The 15,938-nt window shown below is 46.0% G+C and carries 14 protein-coding genes; 9 read left to right on the plus strand and 5 right to left on the minus strand.

Annotated elements, in window-relative coordinates; all coding sequences use genetic code 11:
* Position 1 precedes the first annotated feature (1 nt).
* Together FHS17_RS19475 and cymR are read right to left on the minus strand one after the other, a co-directional pair.
* Positions 2-1,156, minus strand: coding sequence for a cysteine desulfurase family protein (locus FHS17_RS19475; RefSeq protein WP_167280121.1), 1,155 nt, complete (start codon positions 1,154-1,156; stop codon positions 2-4).
* A 12-nt stretch (positions 1,157-1,168) separates the two neighbouring features.
* Positions 1,169-1,588, minus strand: a complete 420-nt coding sequence (cymR, locus tag FHS17_RS19480; RefSeq protein WP_167280122.1) for a cysteine metabolism transcriptional regulator CymR — start codon at positions 1,586-1,588, stop codon at positions 1,169-1,171.
* 240 nt (positions 1,589-1,828) lie between these two features.
* On the opposite strand from cymR, the gene mnmA reads away from it, so the two are divergent.
* Positions 1,829-2,962 carry a tRNA 2-thiouridine(34) synthase MnmA gene (gene mnmA, locus FHS17_RS19485; protein WP_167280123.1) on the plus strand — a complete coding sequence of 378 codons (1,134 nt, stop codon included), beginning with the start codon at positions 1,829-1,831 and terminating at the stop codon, positions 2,960-2,962.
* 40 nt (positions 2,963-3,002) lie between these two features.
* Here mnmA and FHS17_RS19490 read toward each other — a convergent pair whose 3' ends face one another.
* Positions 3,003-4,367, minus strand: coding sequence for a hemolysin family protein (locus tag FHS17_RS19490; RefSeq protein WP_167280549.1), 1,365 nt, complete (start codon positions 4,365-4,367; stop codon positions 3,003-3,005).
* A gap of 299 nt (positions 4,368-4,666) precedes the next feature.
* Between FHS17_RS19490 and FHS17_RS19495 the strand changes: the two genes are divergently transcribed.
* Positions 4,667-5,263 carry a copper resistance CopC family protein gene (locus tag FHS17_RS19495; RefSeq protein WP_167280124.1) on the plus strand — a complete coding sequence of 199 codons (597 nt, stop codon included), beginning with the start codon at positions 4,667-4,669 and terminating at the stop codon, positions 5,261-5,263.
* A complete protein-coding gene (locus tag FHS17_RS19500; protein WP_167280125.1) occupies positions 5,260-6,348 on the plus strand; it encodes a copper resistance D family protein in 1,089 nt (362 codons plus the stop codon). The genes FHS17_RS19495 and FHS17_RS19500 overlap by 4 nt, the downstream gene beginning before the upstream one ends.
* A gap of 82 nt (positions 6,349-6,430) precedes the next feature.
* Here the strand turns inward: FHS17_RS19500 and FHS17_RS19505 are convergent, their stop codons facing one another.
* Positions 6,431-7,444 (minus strand): ABC transporter substrate-binding protein, encoded by a 1,014-nt coding sequence (locus tag FHS17_RS19505; RefSeq protein WP_167280126.1) that lies wholly within the window; start codon positions 7,442-7,444, stop codon positions 6,431-6,433.
* Between the two features lie 196 nt (positions 7,445-7,640).
* Here FHS17_RS19505 and FHS17_RS19510 point away from each other — a divergent pair, with 196 nt between their 5' ends.
* The 4 genes from FHS17_RS19510 (at position 7,641) to FHS17_RS19525 (ending at position 12,086) form a co-directional block, all read left to right on the plus strand.
* Complete coding sequence (locus FHS17_RS19510; protein WP_167280127.1) at positions 7,641-8,627, plus strand: FecCD family ABC transporter permease; 987 nt, start codon at positions 7,641-7,643, stop codon at positions 8,625-8,627.
* Positions 8,624-9,667: a FecCD family ABC transporter permease gene (locus FHS17_RS19515; protein WP_167280128.1), complete on the plus strand. Its 1,044-nt coding sequence runs from the start codon at positions 8,624-8,626 to the stop codon at positions 9,665-9,667. The genes FHS17_RS19510 and FHS17_RS19515 overlap by 4 nt, the downstream gene beginning before the upstream one ends.
* A gap of 21 nt (positions 9,668-9,688) precedes the next feature.
* On the plus strand, positions 9,689-10,480 hold the full coding sequence (locus tag FHS17_RS19520) for an ABC transporter ATP-binding protein (protein ID WP_167280129.1): 792 nt from the start codon (positions 9,689-9,691) through the stop codon (positions 10,478-10,480).
* A 337-nt stretch (positions 10,481-10,817) separates the two neighbouring features.
* On the plus strand, positions 10,818-12,086 hold the full coding sequence (locus FHS17_RS19525; RefSeq protein WP_243865456.1) for a GHKL domain-containing protein: 1,269 nt from the start codon (positions 10,818-10,820) through the stop codon (positions 12,084-12,086).
* A 44-nt stretch (positions 12,087-12,130) separates the two neighbouring features.
* On the opposite strand, the gene FHS17_RS19530 is transcribed toward FHS17_RS19525, so the two are convergent.
* Positions 12,131-13,441 (minus strand): replication-associated recombination protein A, encoded by a 1,311-nt coding sequence (locus FHS17_RS19530; protein ID WP_167280131.1) that lies wholly within the window; start codon positions 13,439-13,441, stop codon positions 12,131-12,133.
* 278 nt (positions 13,442-13,719) lie between these two features.
* On the opposite strand from FHS17_RS19530, the gene FHS17_RS19535 reads away from it, so the two are divergent.
* Complete coding sequence (locus tag FHS17_RS19535) at positions 13,720-14,286, plus strand: hypothetical protein (protein WP_167280132.1); 567 nt, start codon at positions 13,720-13,722, stop codon at positions 14,284-14,286.
* A 30-nt stretch (positions 14,287-14,316) separates the two neighbouring features.
* Positions 14,317-15,810, plus strand: a complete 1,494-nt coding sequence (locus FHS17_RS19540) for a methyl-accepting chemotaxis protein (protein ID WP_167280133.1) — start codon at positions 14,317-14,319, stop codon at positions 15,808-15,810.
* The last annotated feature ends 128 nt before the right edge of the window (positions 15,811-15,938 follow it).

The raw sequence follows: 15,938 nt of genomic DNA on the forward strand, positions 1-15,938 counted from the left end.
CCTATTGGTTGGTACGGATACGCTCCACGATTGTCGCGATTTTACGTGCAGCGTCTTCCAGTTCCTCCACAGTATTCCCCAAACCGAAGCTGAATCGTACAGCAGAATTCAAACGTTCCTCCGAGAGAGCCATTGCCTTCAGTACATGCGATCGTTCCAATGAACCCGACGTACAAGCAGAACCGCTGGATGAAGCAATCCCTTCCATGTCGAGGTTCATCAGCATCGTTTCGGTATCGATCCCCATAAAACTGATATTCACAATTTGCGGCAAATGATGCTCGGCATTCCCGTTCACAACGATTTCTGTTCCTTTAAGCCTGCTCTTAAGCTGTTCTACCCATTCTGTACGCAGCTTGTCCAACAAAAGTTGCTTGTTTTCACGATTGTTCACACAAATTTCAACAGCTTTAGCGAAACCGATGATGCCAGCGACGTTCTCCGTCCCTGCTCTCCGCTTTCGCTCCTGTGATCCTCCGTGTGCAATTGGCTCAAATGGCGTTCCATTAGCGATATATAAAGCCCCTACGCCTTGAGGACCGTTAATCTTATGTGCGGAAAAGCTCATCAAATCAACTGGCATCTCAGATAACCGGTATTGAGCCGTACCAAAAGCCTGCACGGCATCTACATGAAACAACACGCCATGGTCATGAGCAATTGTACCAATCTCTTCGATTGGCTGCAGTGTACCTACTTCATTGTTGCCATGCATGATGCTGATTAGTGCCGTATGTGGTCTAATAGCGGCAGCCACTTCTTCAACAGAGACACGACCGGTGTGGTCTACTGGAAGATATGTAACTTCATATCCCGCTTCGGCTAACGCTTCACAAGTATGAAGCACCGCATGATGCTCGGCTTTAGATGTAATGATATGGTTTTTACCCTTTTTCTTCATCGCCGCTGCTACACCGATAATAGCTGCGTTATCACTTTCCGTACCGCCGGAGGTGAATACGATCTCAGAGGGCTTGCAGCCAAGTGCAGCAGCAATCCCATCTCGAGCCCGATTCACCTTATGCTTAGCCTCACGCCCGAAGGCATGCATACTGGACGGGTTGCCGCCGGCACCCGTCATCACCTCTATCATGGCCGCCGCCACATCTGGATGCATCGGCGTTGTAGCTGCATGGTCAAAATAATATTTTTGCATACGAATCCCTCATTAAATATAGAACATATAACTGTCGTCAACACTTGCAGCCTGATAAGTCACCAGATCAGCGAGTGTTGTTGAATCAAGCACACTTGCGATACTGTCACGAATCCGGAGCCACAAATCACGTTTAGCCGGATCATCCTCTTCCGTGAAATCAACCGGAGAGATTGGACCCTCCAATATACGAATCACGTCGCCGGCAGTAATGGTTTCCGGCTCTTTGGATAAAATATAGCCGCCATAAGCGCCGCGAATACTTTTAACAAGTCCAGCATTACGAAGTGGTGCAACCAATTGCTCCAAGTAGTGCTCGGACAGTTGATTGCGTTCGGCAATACTCTTGAGTGAAATCGGGCCTTCGCCAAATTTCCCCGCAAGCTCCATCATAATGGTTAGGCCATAACGGCCTTTCGTCGATATTTTCATATTCGGGCACCTCTCTATTGTTAGTTGTTCCATTCGATTGTACGTATGTGTAGTATATCTTTTGTTTAATTACGGGTATTCCCATATTATATCTATGTTAACACATCATATTGCGACTTGCGAGAAAAGGATTGACTTCTCATGAAAAAGTTTTATGTCTATGTTACAATAGTACGAAGTATTTACAAGGGCAATTGCCCTTTCATTTTAGAAGCGTGAAGAACAAGGCGGTGCATGCAAATGGTCAAATCTATTCAAGAAACTCGTGTTGTAGTCGGAATGTCCGGCGGAGTTGATTCCTCCGTTACGGCTCTGCTGCTAAAGCAGCAAGGCTATGATGTGGTTGGCATATTTATGAAAAACTGGGATGATACCGATGAATTCGGGCATTGTACAGCGGAAGAGGACGCTGAGGATGTACGCCGGGTTTGTGATCAGATTGGCATCCCTTATTATACGGTAAACTTCGAAAAACAATATTTCGATAAAGTGTTTACTTATTTCCTCGACGAATACAAACGCGGCCGGACACCTAATCCGGATGTCATGTGCAACCGGGAGATTAAATTCGGCGATTTCCTCAAGAAAGCAAATGAGCTTGGCGCGGATTACCTCGCAACCGGCCATTATGCCCGTGTTGAACGTACACCAGACGGCGAGACTAAACTTCTGCGCGGTGTAGACAGCAACAAAGACCAAACCTATTTCTTAAGTGCGTTGAATCAAAAGCAGCTTGAGAAAGCAATGTTCCCGATCGGGCATCTTCCGAAGCCGGAGGTTCGCCGTATCGCCGAGGAAGCTGGTCTTTATACCGCCAAGAAGAAAGACAGTACTGGTGTCTGCTTTATCGGTGAGCGTAATTTCAAGGAATTCCTCAGCAACTATTTGCCTGCTCGTCCAGGTGATATGGTCGACATCCGGAGCGGTGAAGTGAAGGGCCGCCATGACGGCTTAATGTATTACACACTCGGCCAGCGTCAAGGACTTGGCATTGGCGGCTCCGGCAATGGCGAACCATGGTTCGTAACAGACAAGGATCTAGAGCGTAATATTTTGTATGTTGTGCAAGGCGAGTCGCATCCAAGCATGTACTCGACTGGTCTTACAGCAAGCGGAATCAACTGGATTGCTCCTGGCAAGCCGGATGTAACCTTCCGCTGCACAGCGAAATTCCGTTACCGTCAACCGGATCAGGGCGTAAGTGTTACCCTTCATGCTGATGGTACAGCTGATATCATCTTCGACAAACCGCAAAAGGCGATTACGCCTGGTCAAGCCGTTGTTTTATATGACGGAGAGCTTTGTCTCGGCGGAGGTACAATTGATATCGTACACAAGATTGATGAAGCAGCCTTTGAAGCTTTAGCGAAATAAGAATAATAAATCCCCTTGCGCCAAACGCAAGGGGATTTATTTATGTTTTATGCTGCCGACCAGCAGACATCGAGCCAGTACCTGCTGTCCCAGATTCTTTTCCCTGTCCCGGGTGTACTTGCAAATTTATCTTTTGTACGATAACACGGGAAATTCGCAGATGATCCGTCTCCTCAATAATGAAGACGTACCCTTCCCCATACTCAATCCGCTGCTGATTCTTTGGAGGAATCTCAATCTGTGAATAGATCCATCCGCCTATCGTATCATAATTATCGCTTTCAATATCAAGCCCGAAGTAGCTGTTCACTTCCTCAATCAGCACCATGCCACTTATCGAATAAGTTGTCTCATCCCGCTTCTCGATCTCTGCACGTTCTTCATCAAACTCATCCTGGATCTCGCCTACAATCTCCTCCATAATATCCTCGAGTGTCACAAGACCGGATGTTCCTCCGTATTCGTCGATAAGGATAGCAATTTGTGCTTTTTTCTTCTGCATAAGAATAAGCAGATTACTGATCTGCATGGAATCCGGTACCGTTGTGATTGGACGCATAATTTGCCGGATATCCGTAAGGCTATGCATCGTATCCTTAAGTAAATCTTTTATATGAACGAAACCGATAATATTATCCTTATCATTATCACAAACTGGATATCTCGTATGCATTTCATTAAGCGCAATATCTTTGTTCTCATCCAAGGTCAAATTCACATATAAACAGACCATCTCTGTACGAGGAATCATGATTTCACGGGCATTGGTCTCGGCAAATTCGAAAATATTATCAACCAACGTCAGCTCTGTATTATTGATCAGTCCATTCTTGTGGCTCTCTTTCATCAAAATACGGATCTCCTGTTCCGTATGAGCCAAATGCTGCTCGGATGCCGGTTCAATGCCGAAGCGCTTCAACAGCTGATTGGCAAGACCGTTTAATACCCAAATGAAGGGATACATGAGTTTGCGGAACATAACGAGAGGCGCCGCTGTCAGCAAGGTAACCGCCTCCGCTTTACGGATGGCGATTGTTTTAGGGGCGAGTTCACCGAGGACGATATGGAGAATCGTGATAAAAACGAAGGCAATAACGAAGGAAATAGAATGGATCCATACCGGGCTGCCCCAACCAAGCGCAACAAACCAAGGTTCAATTAACCTTTTGACCGCAGGCTCACCAATCCAGCCCAAACCAAGCGAGGCCAGAGTAATTCCCAGCTGGCATGCCGATAAATAAGCATCGAGATTACCCGTCAGATGTGAAGCAAGCTTCGCCCGCAGGTGGCCTTCTGCAGCCAACGTTTCGATTCGAGTTCCTCGAACCTTCACCATGGCGAATTCCGCCGCAACAAACAGACCATTCATGAGCACCAAAAACAAAATAAGCGTCAGTTGCAGCATTAACGGAAGCGGATCACTCAATAATGTCCCCTGCCAGCCGTGCGTTCTTGCCTTGCACAACGACAGGCGCACCTCCTTCGAAAAGGAAATTAACTTCTACTACAGGTTAATCCAAGCCGCTGCTTTAAATATTGTAATCTTTAGGCTGCGGTAATTCAGTCTATTCGGATTGAATGTCTCATTATGCAGAATTAATCAGATTAGAGCTTCTCATATTGTTCAAAAAGGCAAAGCCTCAAGCTGCAGACGATCTGTTATAATGACATCAATTAATCCAATAAATGAGGGTGATCTACATAATGAAACGAATTTTACTAATCTGTTTAGCTGCCCTATTCCTTCTGCCAAGCGTCGCTATGGCTCACTCGAGAATCAGTGAATCAATGCCTGCAAAGGATGCGACCGTTACAGCTTCTCCAACTGAAATTTCCATGACGTTTAACACGAATATTGAAAATTTGAGTAAATTCAAACTCATCAATGAGACTGGCGAGCAAGTGCCGACAGGGGATATTACAGTCAACGAAGCAACAATGAGCAGCAGCGTTGCCGAACCGTTAAAGAATGGCGCTTACACGGTTAAATGGACCATTATCGGCGCTGACGGCCATGCGGTTGACGGTGAATATGCTTTTACTGTTAATGCGCCTGAAGCTACTACACCAGAAGCGACACCGGCGGTGACAGAATCGCCATCACCTGCCGCCGATGAGACTACAGCACCTGACGAGAATGCATCAGCATCACCAACTGTATCGGAAGACCCCCCTCCTTCTGCAGCGGCGGAAGATGATACAGCCAGCAAGAACAGCGATTCAAATCCTGCTATTTGGATTATTGCTGGAGTCGTTGTTGTTGCAGCCGTATTCTTCATGATCCGGAGGCGCCGCAAATGAGTTATGTTAGCGAGGCTCTTCTGTACGTCTGCTTCGCCATTCTGACTGGAACGTTTATTTTACGAGTTATTCCTGAGCATAGACGTCCGCTTATTCAAGTTCCGTCCGGATTGCTGCTTGCTTGTATAATTGCCATTCCGATTCTGGAATTCGTTCCGATCCATCAATCTGCCGTATTGTTTGCCAAAGATGTGGAGATCCCTTATGGAGAAATGGTAAAAAACATCCTGCTAGAGCTGAACAATGGCAAAGCGTGGATCTGGTCGACAGTCGCATCGATTGGCTTAGCCTTCCTGCTTGGCCTTCGTTCCTTCCGTGACGATAAACATATGCCGAAGGTCGGCTTGTTCATTATGTTCCTCCTCATCTTATGGCTTGGCTATGCCAGCCACGCTACATCGCTTTATGGCACAAAGGGCTGGCTAGTACACTCTGCCCATTTCCTTGCTGTTACAGCGTGGATTGGCGTATTATTGGCCGTAAGCTGGTTCTCGAAGGACAGCCGCAATTGGGATGCTTTCCTAGGCTGGTTCTCTCCGCTCGCAATTGGCTGCATGCTTATTACGTTTATCGCAGGCATCACGTTGATGACTTTTACAACACCGCAGTATGTCAACTCTTGGATGCTGCCATACGGACAGATGCTGCTGCTTAAACATTTGCTAATCGCACCACTATTGTTATTTGCTTATACAAACGGCTTTGGTTACCGGAAAAAGCTTAATGAGGATAGCAGCTTTAATCCAAAGCCTTGGCTGAAAGCTGAAAGCATCATCGCCATGCTGCTGTTTATCGTTACGGGTGCATTAGGTCAGCAGACTCCTCCGCATAATGTGAAAGAAACGCTGCAATCGGTCTCTCCATCAAAGCTGTTTACGACCATCTACAATGGACATTTCAGCCCTGATTTGACGTTAAAGCTTTCGATCGGTCTCGATAGTATTCTTATGCTCGCCGCCGCTATCATCATGATGGTGGGCCTCATTCGGATGTACAGGGATAACAAAGTGTATCCCGCATTCGCAATGGGACTGCTAACTTCGATATTTGGCTACTTTGCTCTTATGTTCAGTATTCAAGGATGAGATTGAAGTGAAGTCATAAAAAAGAAGCTCCTGTTCCACTATATTGGTGGTTTAGGAGCTTCTTTTTCACTATAGGAACTTATTACTTCGTAAGCTTGATTCCGTAGATTTCAGCAAGCTGATCAAGCATCAGGTTAGCTGCTTTAATACCGCCGGCTGTATTCCAGATCGCATCGTCCACACGGTAGATATGGCCTTCTTTTACCGCGCTTAGACCTTTCCAGATCGGATCATTTGTCCACTCTTGCTCTTGTGCTGTGCCTTTGCCGTCACCAGTATCATAAGTGAAGTAGAAGATACGGTCTGCATCAGCTTCTGGCAGGCGTTCCTTCGTAATTTCATCAGCAAATTGTTCTTTCGTATTTAGTGTCATCTCGTTCCGAGTAAGTCCGATTTGGCCTGCGATAACACCCGAGAATGTATCCGTGTGATAAACCCGTGTTTTTCCGCCCATAAAGCGAACGAAGGATACCGTTTCCTTCAATTTATCTCCAGCTTGCGCTTTAAAATCTTCAATACGTGCATCAAAATCAGCGATTAACTTGTTGCCTTCTTCTGTTTTACCAAGTGCTTCGGCATAAAGCTTAAAATTATCCTTCCATGCCCCGCGTAGTGTTTCCGCTTCGACCGTTGGTGCAATAGCTTTCAGCTGCTCATAAATTTCTTCATGTCTCATTTTATTTGCGATAATAAGATCCGGCTGGAGGCCCGCGATCAGCTCCAGGTTTGGCTGTCCTTCTTCGCCAACAATCTCAACACCCTCCATATCCGCTGCGATATGGTCATACCATGGATTACCTGTAAAGGATTTAACTGCGCCAACTGGCTTCACGCCAAGGGCTAGTACCGCTTCAGTGCCTTCGTTTGTAAGTACAACTACACGCTGAGGTGTACCTTTAATTTCGGTCTCGCCCATTGCATGCTTAACAACACGAGTTTCATTCGAAGCTGGTTGTTCTGCATTTGCACCAGACTTATTATTTGAAGCTTCTGAACCGGCATTATTATTAGAATTAGAGCCACAGCCTGCCGCCAATACTGCAATAATAATCGTGCAGAGCGCCAGCCAGATTGTTTTCTTTCTAGTCTTAAACATAAGTGTAGTGCCTCCCGTTGATAATATTTCTCACTTACTCACTTGCAACACTATAAAAGAAAATGATGTCAGAGTCAATAAAAATTTTGAGAACGATTCTCATATTCATTGACATGACCTGACCACTCTATTAAACTTCATTAGGTACATATTATTAGTTAGCCGTCATCCGTGAAAAAGGAGTTTGCATACAGCTATGAGACTAACAGGTTTATTCCTATCCTTTCTGCTGCTTGGTGCAGCCATTATTTGCAGTATCGCATTCGGCGTCACTGATATTCCGATTGCAACTGTATTCGACTCCATCCTCCATTATCAATCTTCTATACAAGAACAATTGATCATTCATACGGCAAGAGTTCCACGCGCCCTTATTGCAGCGGCAGCTGGGGCTAGTCTCGCCGTTGCTGGTGCTCTCATGCAGGTTGTTACCCGCAATCCGATCGCTTCTCCAAGTGTATTTGGCGTCAACTCAGGAGCATCGTTTATGGTTGTTGTTGCTTCCGGCTGGCTGGGGATAAACGCTATGCAGCCACTCACCCTTATGGCCTTGCTTGGCGCAGCCATCAGCGGAGCGATCGTATTTGTACTTGGCAGTATGGGACGGGACGGCATGACACCTATCAAAATTACACTAGCCGGTGCTTCCATTGCTGCTTTTTTTGCTTCTTTAACGCAAGGCTTTATGCTCTCCAGCGGCAAAATGTTCGACCAGGTGCTTGTCTGGCTCGTTGGCTCTGTCGCAGGACGTGACATGCATATGCTTGTTAGTGTATTGCCATACATGGCAGTAGGACTTGTCATCGCGCTGGCGCTCTCCCGCCATCTGAATGTCCTTGGAATGGGAGATGATATCGCCCAAACATTAGGTCAACGTACGGCTTATGTCAAATGGATGGCTTCTATTGCCGTTATTCTGCTTGCAGGAGCTTCGGTTGCCGTTGCTGGTCCAATTGCTTTCGTGGGTATCATTATTCCTCATATCGTCCGTTATTTCGTTGGTGCGGATTATCGTTGGGTTATTCCATATAGCGCGGTGCTTGGAGGCGTATTGCTTGTAACGGCAGATATCGGTTCCCGTTACATCGCCATGCCTAGAGAGGTTCCGGTCGGGGTTATGACAGCCGTCATCGGAGTACCTTTCTTCGTCTATATCGCGCGGAAAGGACGACAGACAACATGAGCAAATATAAAACTTTCCGATGGGACAAGCCTAAGCTATCCTATCTTCTGGAACATAAAACCTTGTGGACTGCTCTTATTTTGCTCTTGCTTTGTATAGCAGGCGCTATTCTCAGCACGGGGGTCGGCAGCCAGTTCATCGCTCCATTAGATGTTATTAAATCAATCATTGGCAAAGGCAGTGCTATGCACGATGTCATCGTGTTAAAACTGCGTCTTCCGCGTATTGTCATTGCTTTGCTTGTAGGTGCTGCCTTAGCTTCTGCAGGTGCTGTCCTTCAAGGACTGATCCGTAATCCCCTGGCCTCGCCGGACGTAACGGGAATTACGGAAGGTGCTTCTCTTGGCACCGTGCTGTTTCTCTTTTTCCTAGGCGGTCAAGTCTCCGTCCATTGGATGCCTGTCGCTGCCATTCTTGGCGCATATGCCGTTACGGCTATTCTTTATTTGTTATCTTGGAAGAACGGCGCATCGCCGCTCAGGATGGTGCTCATCGGTACCGGATTATCCGCTGCCTTTAAATCCATCTCTTATATGTTTATTATCGCAAGCCCTTATTTTCTGGCGAACCGGGCGATGACCTTTATGACGGGAAGCATCTACGGCTCCTCTTGGGAAAAGGATGTATACACCTTACTCCCTTGGCTGATCGTATTACTCCCTGCAACCTGGCTGATGGCCCGGCATGTTAATGTGCAAGCGCTTGGGGACGATGTCGCTGGAAGCGCTGGGGCGAATGTTCAGAAGCACCGGCTTATTTTACTCCTCCTAAGCGTATCTCTTGCAGGAGCAGCTATCGCTATTGGCGGTGCAATTGCTTTCATAGGGCTTATGGCTCCGCATATGGCACGGAAGCTTGTTGGCTCTTCCTTTGGCGGTTTACTACCGGTTAGTGCTTTAATTGGCGCCGTTATCTTGCTCGTATCCGATTTGGTGGCGCGGACCGTATTTGCTCCACTCGATATTCCGGCTGGTGTATTCACTGCAGCCATCGGAGCACCATTCTTTCTATACATGTTATACCGCCATCGCAACCAATAAATAAGCTGGAGGAAGACAACCATGAGCATGCTTGAAGCGAAAGGCATCGCCCTTTCTTATGGTGGAGCACACATCTTTGAACATTTAAATATAGCGATTCCCGATGGAAAAATTACCGTTCTGATCGGAAGTAATGGCTGCGGCAAATCGACACTGCTTCGTGCTTTATCCAAATTACTCAAACCAACCAATGGCGAAGTGACCTTAAACGGTAAAGACTTATCAACGATTCCAGCCAAAACGGCTGCTAAGCAGTTATCCCTGCTGCCGCAAGGTCCTATCGCACCGGAAGGCTTAACCGTACTCCAGCTCGTCAAGCAGGGACGTTATCCTTATCAAAGCTGGCTGCAGCAATGGTCGAAGGAGGATGAAGAAGCCGTGCAATCCGCCTTGCGTGCAACAGGGATTGAAGAGCTTGCAGAACGCTCTGTCTCCTCCCTGTCAGGCGGCCAGCGCCAGCGGGCGTGGATCGCGATGACACTCGCGCAGCAGACGGACATTATTTTACTCGATGAGCCAACGACTTACTTGGATCTTACGCATCAGATCGAGGTTCTGGACCTCCTGCAGGAGATGAATGAGCAGGATGGGCGGACGATCGTTATGGTACTGCATGATATCAACCTAGCCTGCCGTTATGCCGATCATATTGCAGCCGTAAAAAATGGTGTTATCTACGCGCAAGGAGCGCCTTCGGATATTGTAGATGCTTCGATGATTGAAGAGGTGTTCCATTTGAAATGTGATGTGATACAGGATCCTTTGTATGGGACACCTATGATTGTGCCCCATGGGCGGAAGAAAGCGAAGTAGCGACGGGGAGGAAGTGAATTGATACGCCATGGACAGGTATATCTCCTTACATCTGGGCGCTTTGCTCTTTCAGGAGATATACCTTTACCCTGCCGTTATTCACTTTTGAAAAAAGAAAAGAAAGAAAAAAAATAAGACAACACAAGAAAAAGGACTTCTATTACGGAGTCCTTTTTCTCGTTCCATATTTTTTCTAGAAATTAAGGGTTGATGTGCATGTTGTTTTCATGAATAATGAAGATTGGACTATTTTGAAGATGCAAAATATGTAAATCATAATAGCAATCTATCTCTGAAAAGGACTGTCGAAATGAATTCTCGAAGGCAAATTATATTTTTGACTACTTCATTTATTATAATAGCCATATTAACAGGCGCGAAGCTCGCTTTGTCTTATTATTCAACGGAAAAGGCAACTCAGACTACATTAGCTAAACAATATATCGCGATTGCTAATACGATTGCCAAGGGATTGGATACGGATACTTATGAGAAGTTTCTAGAGACGAAACAAGAAGACTCAAATTTTGAAAATATAAATAAGTATCTTGAAAGAAACCGCAAACGGATCAACGCTTTATATGTCTATACGTTGTTATTAGATAACAGTGATGTGGCCAAAGTAATGGCGGCAGCAACTCCCGAGGATACAGGTTCGTTCACTATTGGATTACCTTGTACTGTCCCTCCCAAACAAGTACAGCAGGCCAAAGAAGGACGTGTCTATTATACAGACATCATAAAAGACGCGTCTCATGGGGTATATCTATCGGTTGGTGTTCCGCTCTACAATGACTCAGGCAAACAGCTTGGAGTTCTGGCCATTGATATTGATGCCAGCAAGTTGGAATCCATCAGTGAAGAGGTCATAAACAGCAACAAGGTTATATTCACAATAGATATCTTATTTGCTATCATACTGCTGCTCGTCTTTTTCACTTTAAGAAAATGGCATAAAAACAGCGTGAAACAGGAACTACATGAATCAGAATTCGTGTATATGTCAGAGATGAGCAAGGTAATGAGCTCCATCAAGTCGAGTAGACATGATCTGATGAATCATTTCCAAGTGCTTCACGGCTTATTAACACTGAAGAAATACGACAGGGCAGCAGACTATCTCAAGGAATTGGCAGCAGAATCTAGAGCCCTGGAGTTATCCCTCAGGATTAATAATCCGGTAGTCCTGATTCTGTTCCAGAGTAAGTGGGAGCTGGCGCAATCCAAAAATATCGAACTTCATTTCGATACTGAACCCGAAGAGTACAGCCGAATCGAGTCGATGGATCTGGTGAAAATTTTGTCCAACCTGTTGGATAACGCGATAGAAGCAACTGAAGCCTATTCAGGAGAACGGGCTAGGAAGATCCTTGTTACGGCCAAGACGGAAGGCTCGCAATATGTTTTTACCGTGTACAATCCCGCTGTGCTGACGTCGAAGCAGCAAAAATGTCTGTTCCACAAGGACGGATATACGTCCAAAGAAAATCCGGATGCACTCCGCGGACATGGCCTTATGATTATTAGAAGAACGGTAAATAAGTATCACGGGGAAATTCAGTTTAAATATGAGAATGAAGTAGTAAGCATTCAAATTACGCTCTAAGTCAACAAAGAGGACCTCCCAATAAGCGGAGGTCCTCTTTGTTATTATTTCTGGCGCTTCCGAAGCTCCTGATTCTGGCGGATCTTGCCCTCCATCCCCTGCTCGGTCGCTTTGTAAATGGTTATGCCCTCTACGGTGTCCGGCAAATACTGCTGCTTCACGTAATGGCCCGGGTAATCATGCGGGTATTTGTACCCTTCATGACCAAGCTGCTGAGCGCCTTTGTAATGCGTGTCACGCAGATGCAGCGGTACCTCTGCATTGCCTGCTCCTTCTATGGCCGCCATTGCTTTGCCGATTGCTATTGCTGCCGCATTAGACTTCGGACTTTCGATAGCAAACAAGATGGCCTGCGAGATATTATATTTAGCCTCTGGCCAGCCAATCTTATGATAAGCATCCATCGCCGTAACCGCCTGCACCATTGCCTGCGGATTAGCAAGGCCGATATCTTCGCTGCAAGCCACAATAAGCCTGCGCAAGAAGGTCATCGGATCCATCCCCAGCTTCTCTACCGCATACAAGAACCAAAACAAAGCAGCGTCGCTTGAGCCACGAATGCTCTTATGGAAAGCGGACAGAACATCATATTGCGTAGACATGTCCGCACGGACGGTTGGTTTCCTGATCGATTCCTGTGCAACCTCCATCGTTATCCGGACTGAACCATCCGGCTCAGAAGGTGTCGTGACTGCTGCAAGCTCAAGCGCATTTAGCGCACGACGAATGTCGCCGCCTGCCATAGAAGCGATATGTTCAAGCGCCTCTTCCTCCGCATGCAGCGTCATAAAGCCTAGACCGCGGCTTTTGTCTGTAAGTGCCCGCTTCATGGCCTCTAAAGCATGCTTTTCGTTCAGAGGTTCCAATTGGAACAAGGTAGAACGAGACAGGAGTGCTCCATTCACATGATGGAACGGATTTTCCGTTGTTGCTCCGATAAAAATAATAATGCCCTGCTCTACCGCTGGCAGAAGCGCATCTTGCCTTGAAGTATTAAATCGATGAACCTCATCGAGAAATAGAATCGTTTTTTTCCCATACATCAACTTATTCGTCTTGGCTGACTCAATAACTTCACGCACATCTTTTACCGAGGCATCTACCGCGTTTAGCTTGACGAACTCACCTGCCGTACGCTTCGAGATAATATTCGCAAGCGTCGTCTTCCCGCAGCCTGGAGGGCCGTAGAGCAAGATCGACGATACTTGATCTCCCTCAATCGCTCTTCGCAGCAGCTTACCTGCTCCTACAATATGTTCTTGCCCAATATAATCATCCAGCGTCTCCGGCCGCATCCGGTCGGCAAGCAATCTTGCCCGCGGCGTCTCCGCTTCTTGATAAGAAAATAAGTCCATTCGTCGTCACAACCTTTTTAACTACATTACTACGATGATAGCATACTCGCACATACGTTCGCCACCATACGCAAATGGGACTGTTGCCATATTAACATATAAAAAATATAGTTATTTCGTACGTATTACTATAATAATTTACCAATAAACTGCCGATATAAAGTGCTAGGAATATTTTTCCTTTGTAATACCGTATATAACGAATTACAAGCATGGAGAGGGAACTTATAAATATATAAAAAACATTAGACAGAGAAAGGGATAAGGAGAGTTGTATTTTGTTCAAATCTGTGAAGAGCGAGTGGGAATTAGCGATGTTCAACAGCATTTGGGTATCTGTATGGGAAGAGAAAGGCTATGAACTCGAGTATACCAATCAGGTAGTCGAAAGGTTTCTTGCTGTGTCCGATGATGGAGAATATGTCGGAACTTCGGAGATCAAGCCATACCTGCTTGGACATAACGAGATCGAATCGGTCGCTCCTTTCCGCCATCATCCTAAAATTATCGACGATCCTGCCCGTGTAGCGGAAATCGATAAAATCGCTATTTTACAACATTTTCGGGGACAACAGCCAATCTCGGATTTATTATCATCAGCCGTTTATTGTGCCGAGAAGTATAATTTCCGTTATTTCATCTCACTCTTGGAGCCTGTCTTTTACCGTGCCCTTCGTATTACGTTCCATATACCAATGGAGAAGGTAGGCGGCAAGCAATTTTACAAAGGGGATGATGTTATTCCTGTCCTATTCGATATGGAGCACATCTACCGAAATAAAAAGCAATACGATTGGCTGACCTATCAGAACAGCTCTGATAACAGAGCCATGCCTGCATTATAAAACCAATAAGTAAAGGTAGAGATCAAGCATATGACCAGAGATCAGATCGTGCTCGACAAAAGGAATCGATTATTTGTAAAAATTTTATGGGGACTGCTTGCGCTTGGTCTACTCGCCGATCTAGGAGCAGGACTTGGGATAGACATGATATTGCTCCTTGCTATCGTAGGATTAATCAGCTGCGGCCTCGCTACCTTCATGACCTACAAAAAGATTTTGGTTGAATACATTATGTATGTCGTACCTATCATTCTAACCGTATTAACCGTGCTGCTGATTGTATCTGATCCGCATCCGATTATAAGCACCTATTTTCTTGTCTACGTCAATATTGCCGTAATGACCTTATACGCCGACTATAAGCCAATCATATTTACCGGTGTTCTAAGTATGGGTGTCAGCACTTATATTTTCCTGGACCCTGAGCTCCAGAAGCAGCTTTTCCCGAATGATTCCTTGTTGTACTTGTTCTTATATCTGATTTTTGCTACTGTCGCTCTCTCTTTCTCCGCCAAATTCAGCCAAAGCCTGCAGGCAGATGTTACGGCCGAACGACGTGATGCTCTTGAATCTAAGGAGCTAACAGATAAGGTTGTTGAGAAGCTGAAGTCGATGATTCTTATTCTTGGTGAATTCAGCAGCGAGCAAAAAGGTACCGTTGAATCCACCGGCCAGATCTCGCGTGAAGTCACAACTACCTTTGCTGAAATGTCAGCTTCCATAGAGAAACAAACCAGTATGGTTCTAAACGTGAGCGACTCCGCTCATACGATTGAAACAGCCGTTTCCCAGCTTCGTGAAGGTTCCGCACAATTACAGCAATACTCTGCTGATACGGCTGTGCTGACCGTAGAAGGCAATGATTTGATCCAAACCTTAACGACAGATGTACATAGTGTTCAAGCGATTATTTCGCAAACCGTAGCTTTAATGGAGCAATTAATCGACCAGAATGAGAAAGTAAGCTCGATTGTTGGCTCGATTCGGGAAATATCCGAGCAGACAAATCTCCTGTCCCTCAATGCAGCGATTGAAGCAGCTAGAGCCGGCGAGCATGGCCGCGGCTTCGCGGTTGTAGCCGGCGAAGTCCGTAAGCTCGCGGATAACGCAAGCCTTGCAGCAGGCGAGATTACAAGCATCCTTGGTACCATCCATACTTCTATCTCAGCTGTAAGCGAGCAGGTCCATCTAGGCCAGCAAGCCGTAGATACAAGCTATCAGGCATCACAGAAGGTTGAAAGTATCATTAAACGAATTAACGGCAATACCGAGCAAGTGAAGCAGCAATCCGATACGGTCGGCGACTCTTCCAAGCAGCTGTATGAGCAATACTCTTCTATCTCGGATGAGATGACTGGAATGGCTGCTATTACCGAGCAGAACATGGCCTCCGTCGAAGAGGTATGTGCCAGCATGGAAAATCAGGACGTCAAGATCAGCCATCTCGTCGAAGGTTACGCCCAGCTCGATGTACTCATCTCTGAGCTCAAAGATCTCGTCGAGCCTAAACAGACAGCCAAATAGTCATATAATTTCATTTAAAAACCCGCAAGTGACCTCTTATGTCCGCTTGCGGGTTTTTCCATTTAACAGGGCCATTATAGAAGTCCCCTCCATTAATGACTTCACATAGCAATCTAACAAAAAAATGC

The sequence above is a fragment of the Paenibacillus lupini genome (assembly GCF_011761355.1).
In the GTDB taxonomy this organism is placed as follows: domain Bacteria; phylum Bacillota; class Bacilli; order Paenibacillales; family Paenibacillaceae; genus Pristimantibacillus; species Pristimantibacillus lupini.

Excerpts from the sequence above, each read along its gene's own strand:
- FHS17_RS19475 (WP_167280121.1), bottom strand. The coding sequence starts at position 1,156 with ATGCAAAAATATTATTTTGACCATGCAGCTACAACGCCGATGCATCCA.
- cymR (WP_167280122.1), bottom strand. The coding sequence starts at position 1,588 with ATGAAAATATCGACGAAAGGCCGTTATGGCCTAACCATTATGATGGAG.
- mnmA (WP_167280123.1), top strand. The coding sequence starts at position 1,829 with ATGGTCAAATCTATTCAAGAAACTCGTGTTGTAGTCGGAATGTCCGGC.
- FHS17_RS19490 (WP_167280549.1), bottom strand. The coding sequence starts at position 4,367 with ATGCTGCAACTGACGCTTATTTTGTTTTTGGTGCTCATGAATGGTCTG.
- FHS17_RS19495 (WP_167280124.1), top strand. The coding sequence starts at position 4,667 with ATGAAACGAATTTTACTAATCTGTTTAGCTGCCCTATTCCTTCTGCCA.
- FHS17_RS19500 (WP_167280125.1), top strand. The coding sequence starts at position 5,260 with ATGAGTTATGTTAGCGAGGCTCTTCTGTACGTCTGCTTCGCCATTCTG.
- FHS17_RS19505 (WP_167280126.1), bottom strand. The coding sequence starts at position 7,444 with ATGTTTAAGACTAGAAAGAAAACAATCTGGCTGGCGCTCTGCACGATT.
- FHS17_RS19510 (WP_167280127.1), top strand. The coding sequence starts at position 7,641 with ATGAGACTAACAGGTTTATTCCTATCCTTTCTGCTGCTTGGTGCAGCC.
- FHS17_RS19515 (WP_167280128.1), top strand. The coding sequence starts at position 8,624 with ATGAGCAAATATAAAACTTTCCGATGGGACAAGCCTAAGCTATCCTAT.
- FHS17_RS19520 (WP_167280129.1), top strand. The coding sequence starts at position 9,689 with ATGAGCATGCTTGAAGCGAAAGGCATCGCCCTTTCTTATGGTGGAGCA.
- FHS17_RS19530 (WP_167280131.1), bottom strand. The coding sequence starts at position 13,441 with ATGGACTTATTTTCTTATCAAGAAGCGGAGACGCCGCGGGCAAGATTG.
- FHS17_RS19540 (WP_167280133.1), top strand. The coding sequence starts at position 14,317 with ATGACCAGAGATCAGATCGTGCTCGACAAAAGGAATCGATTATTTGTA.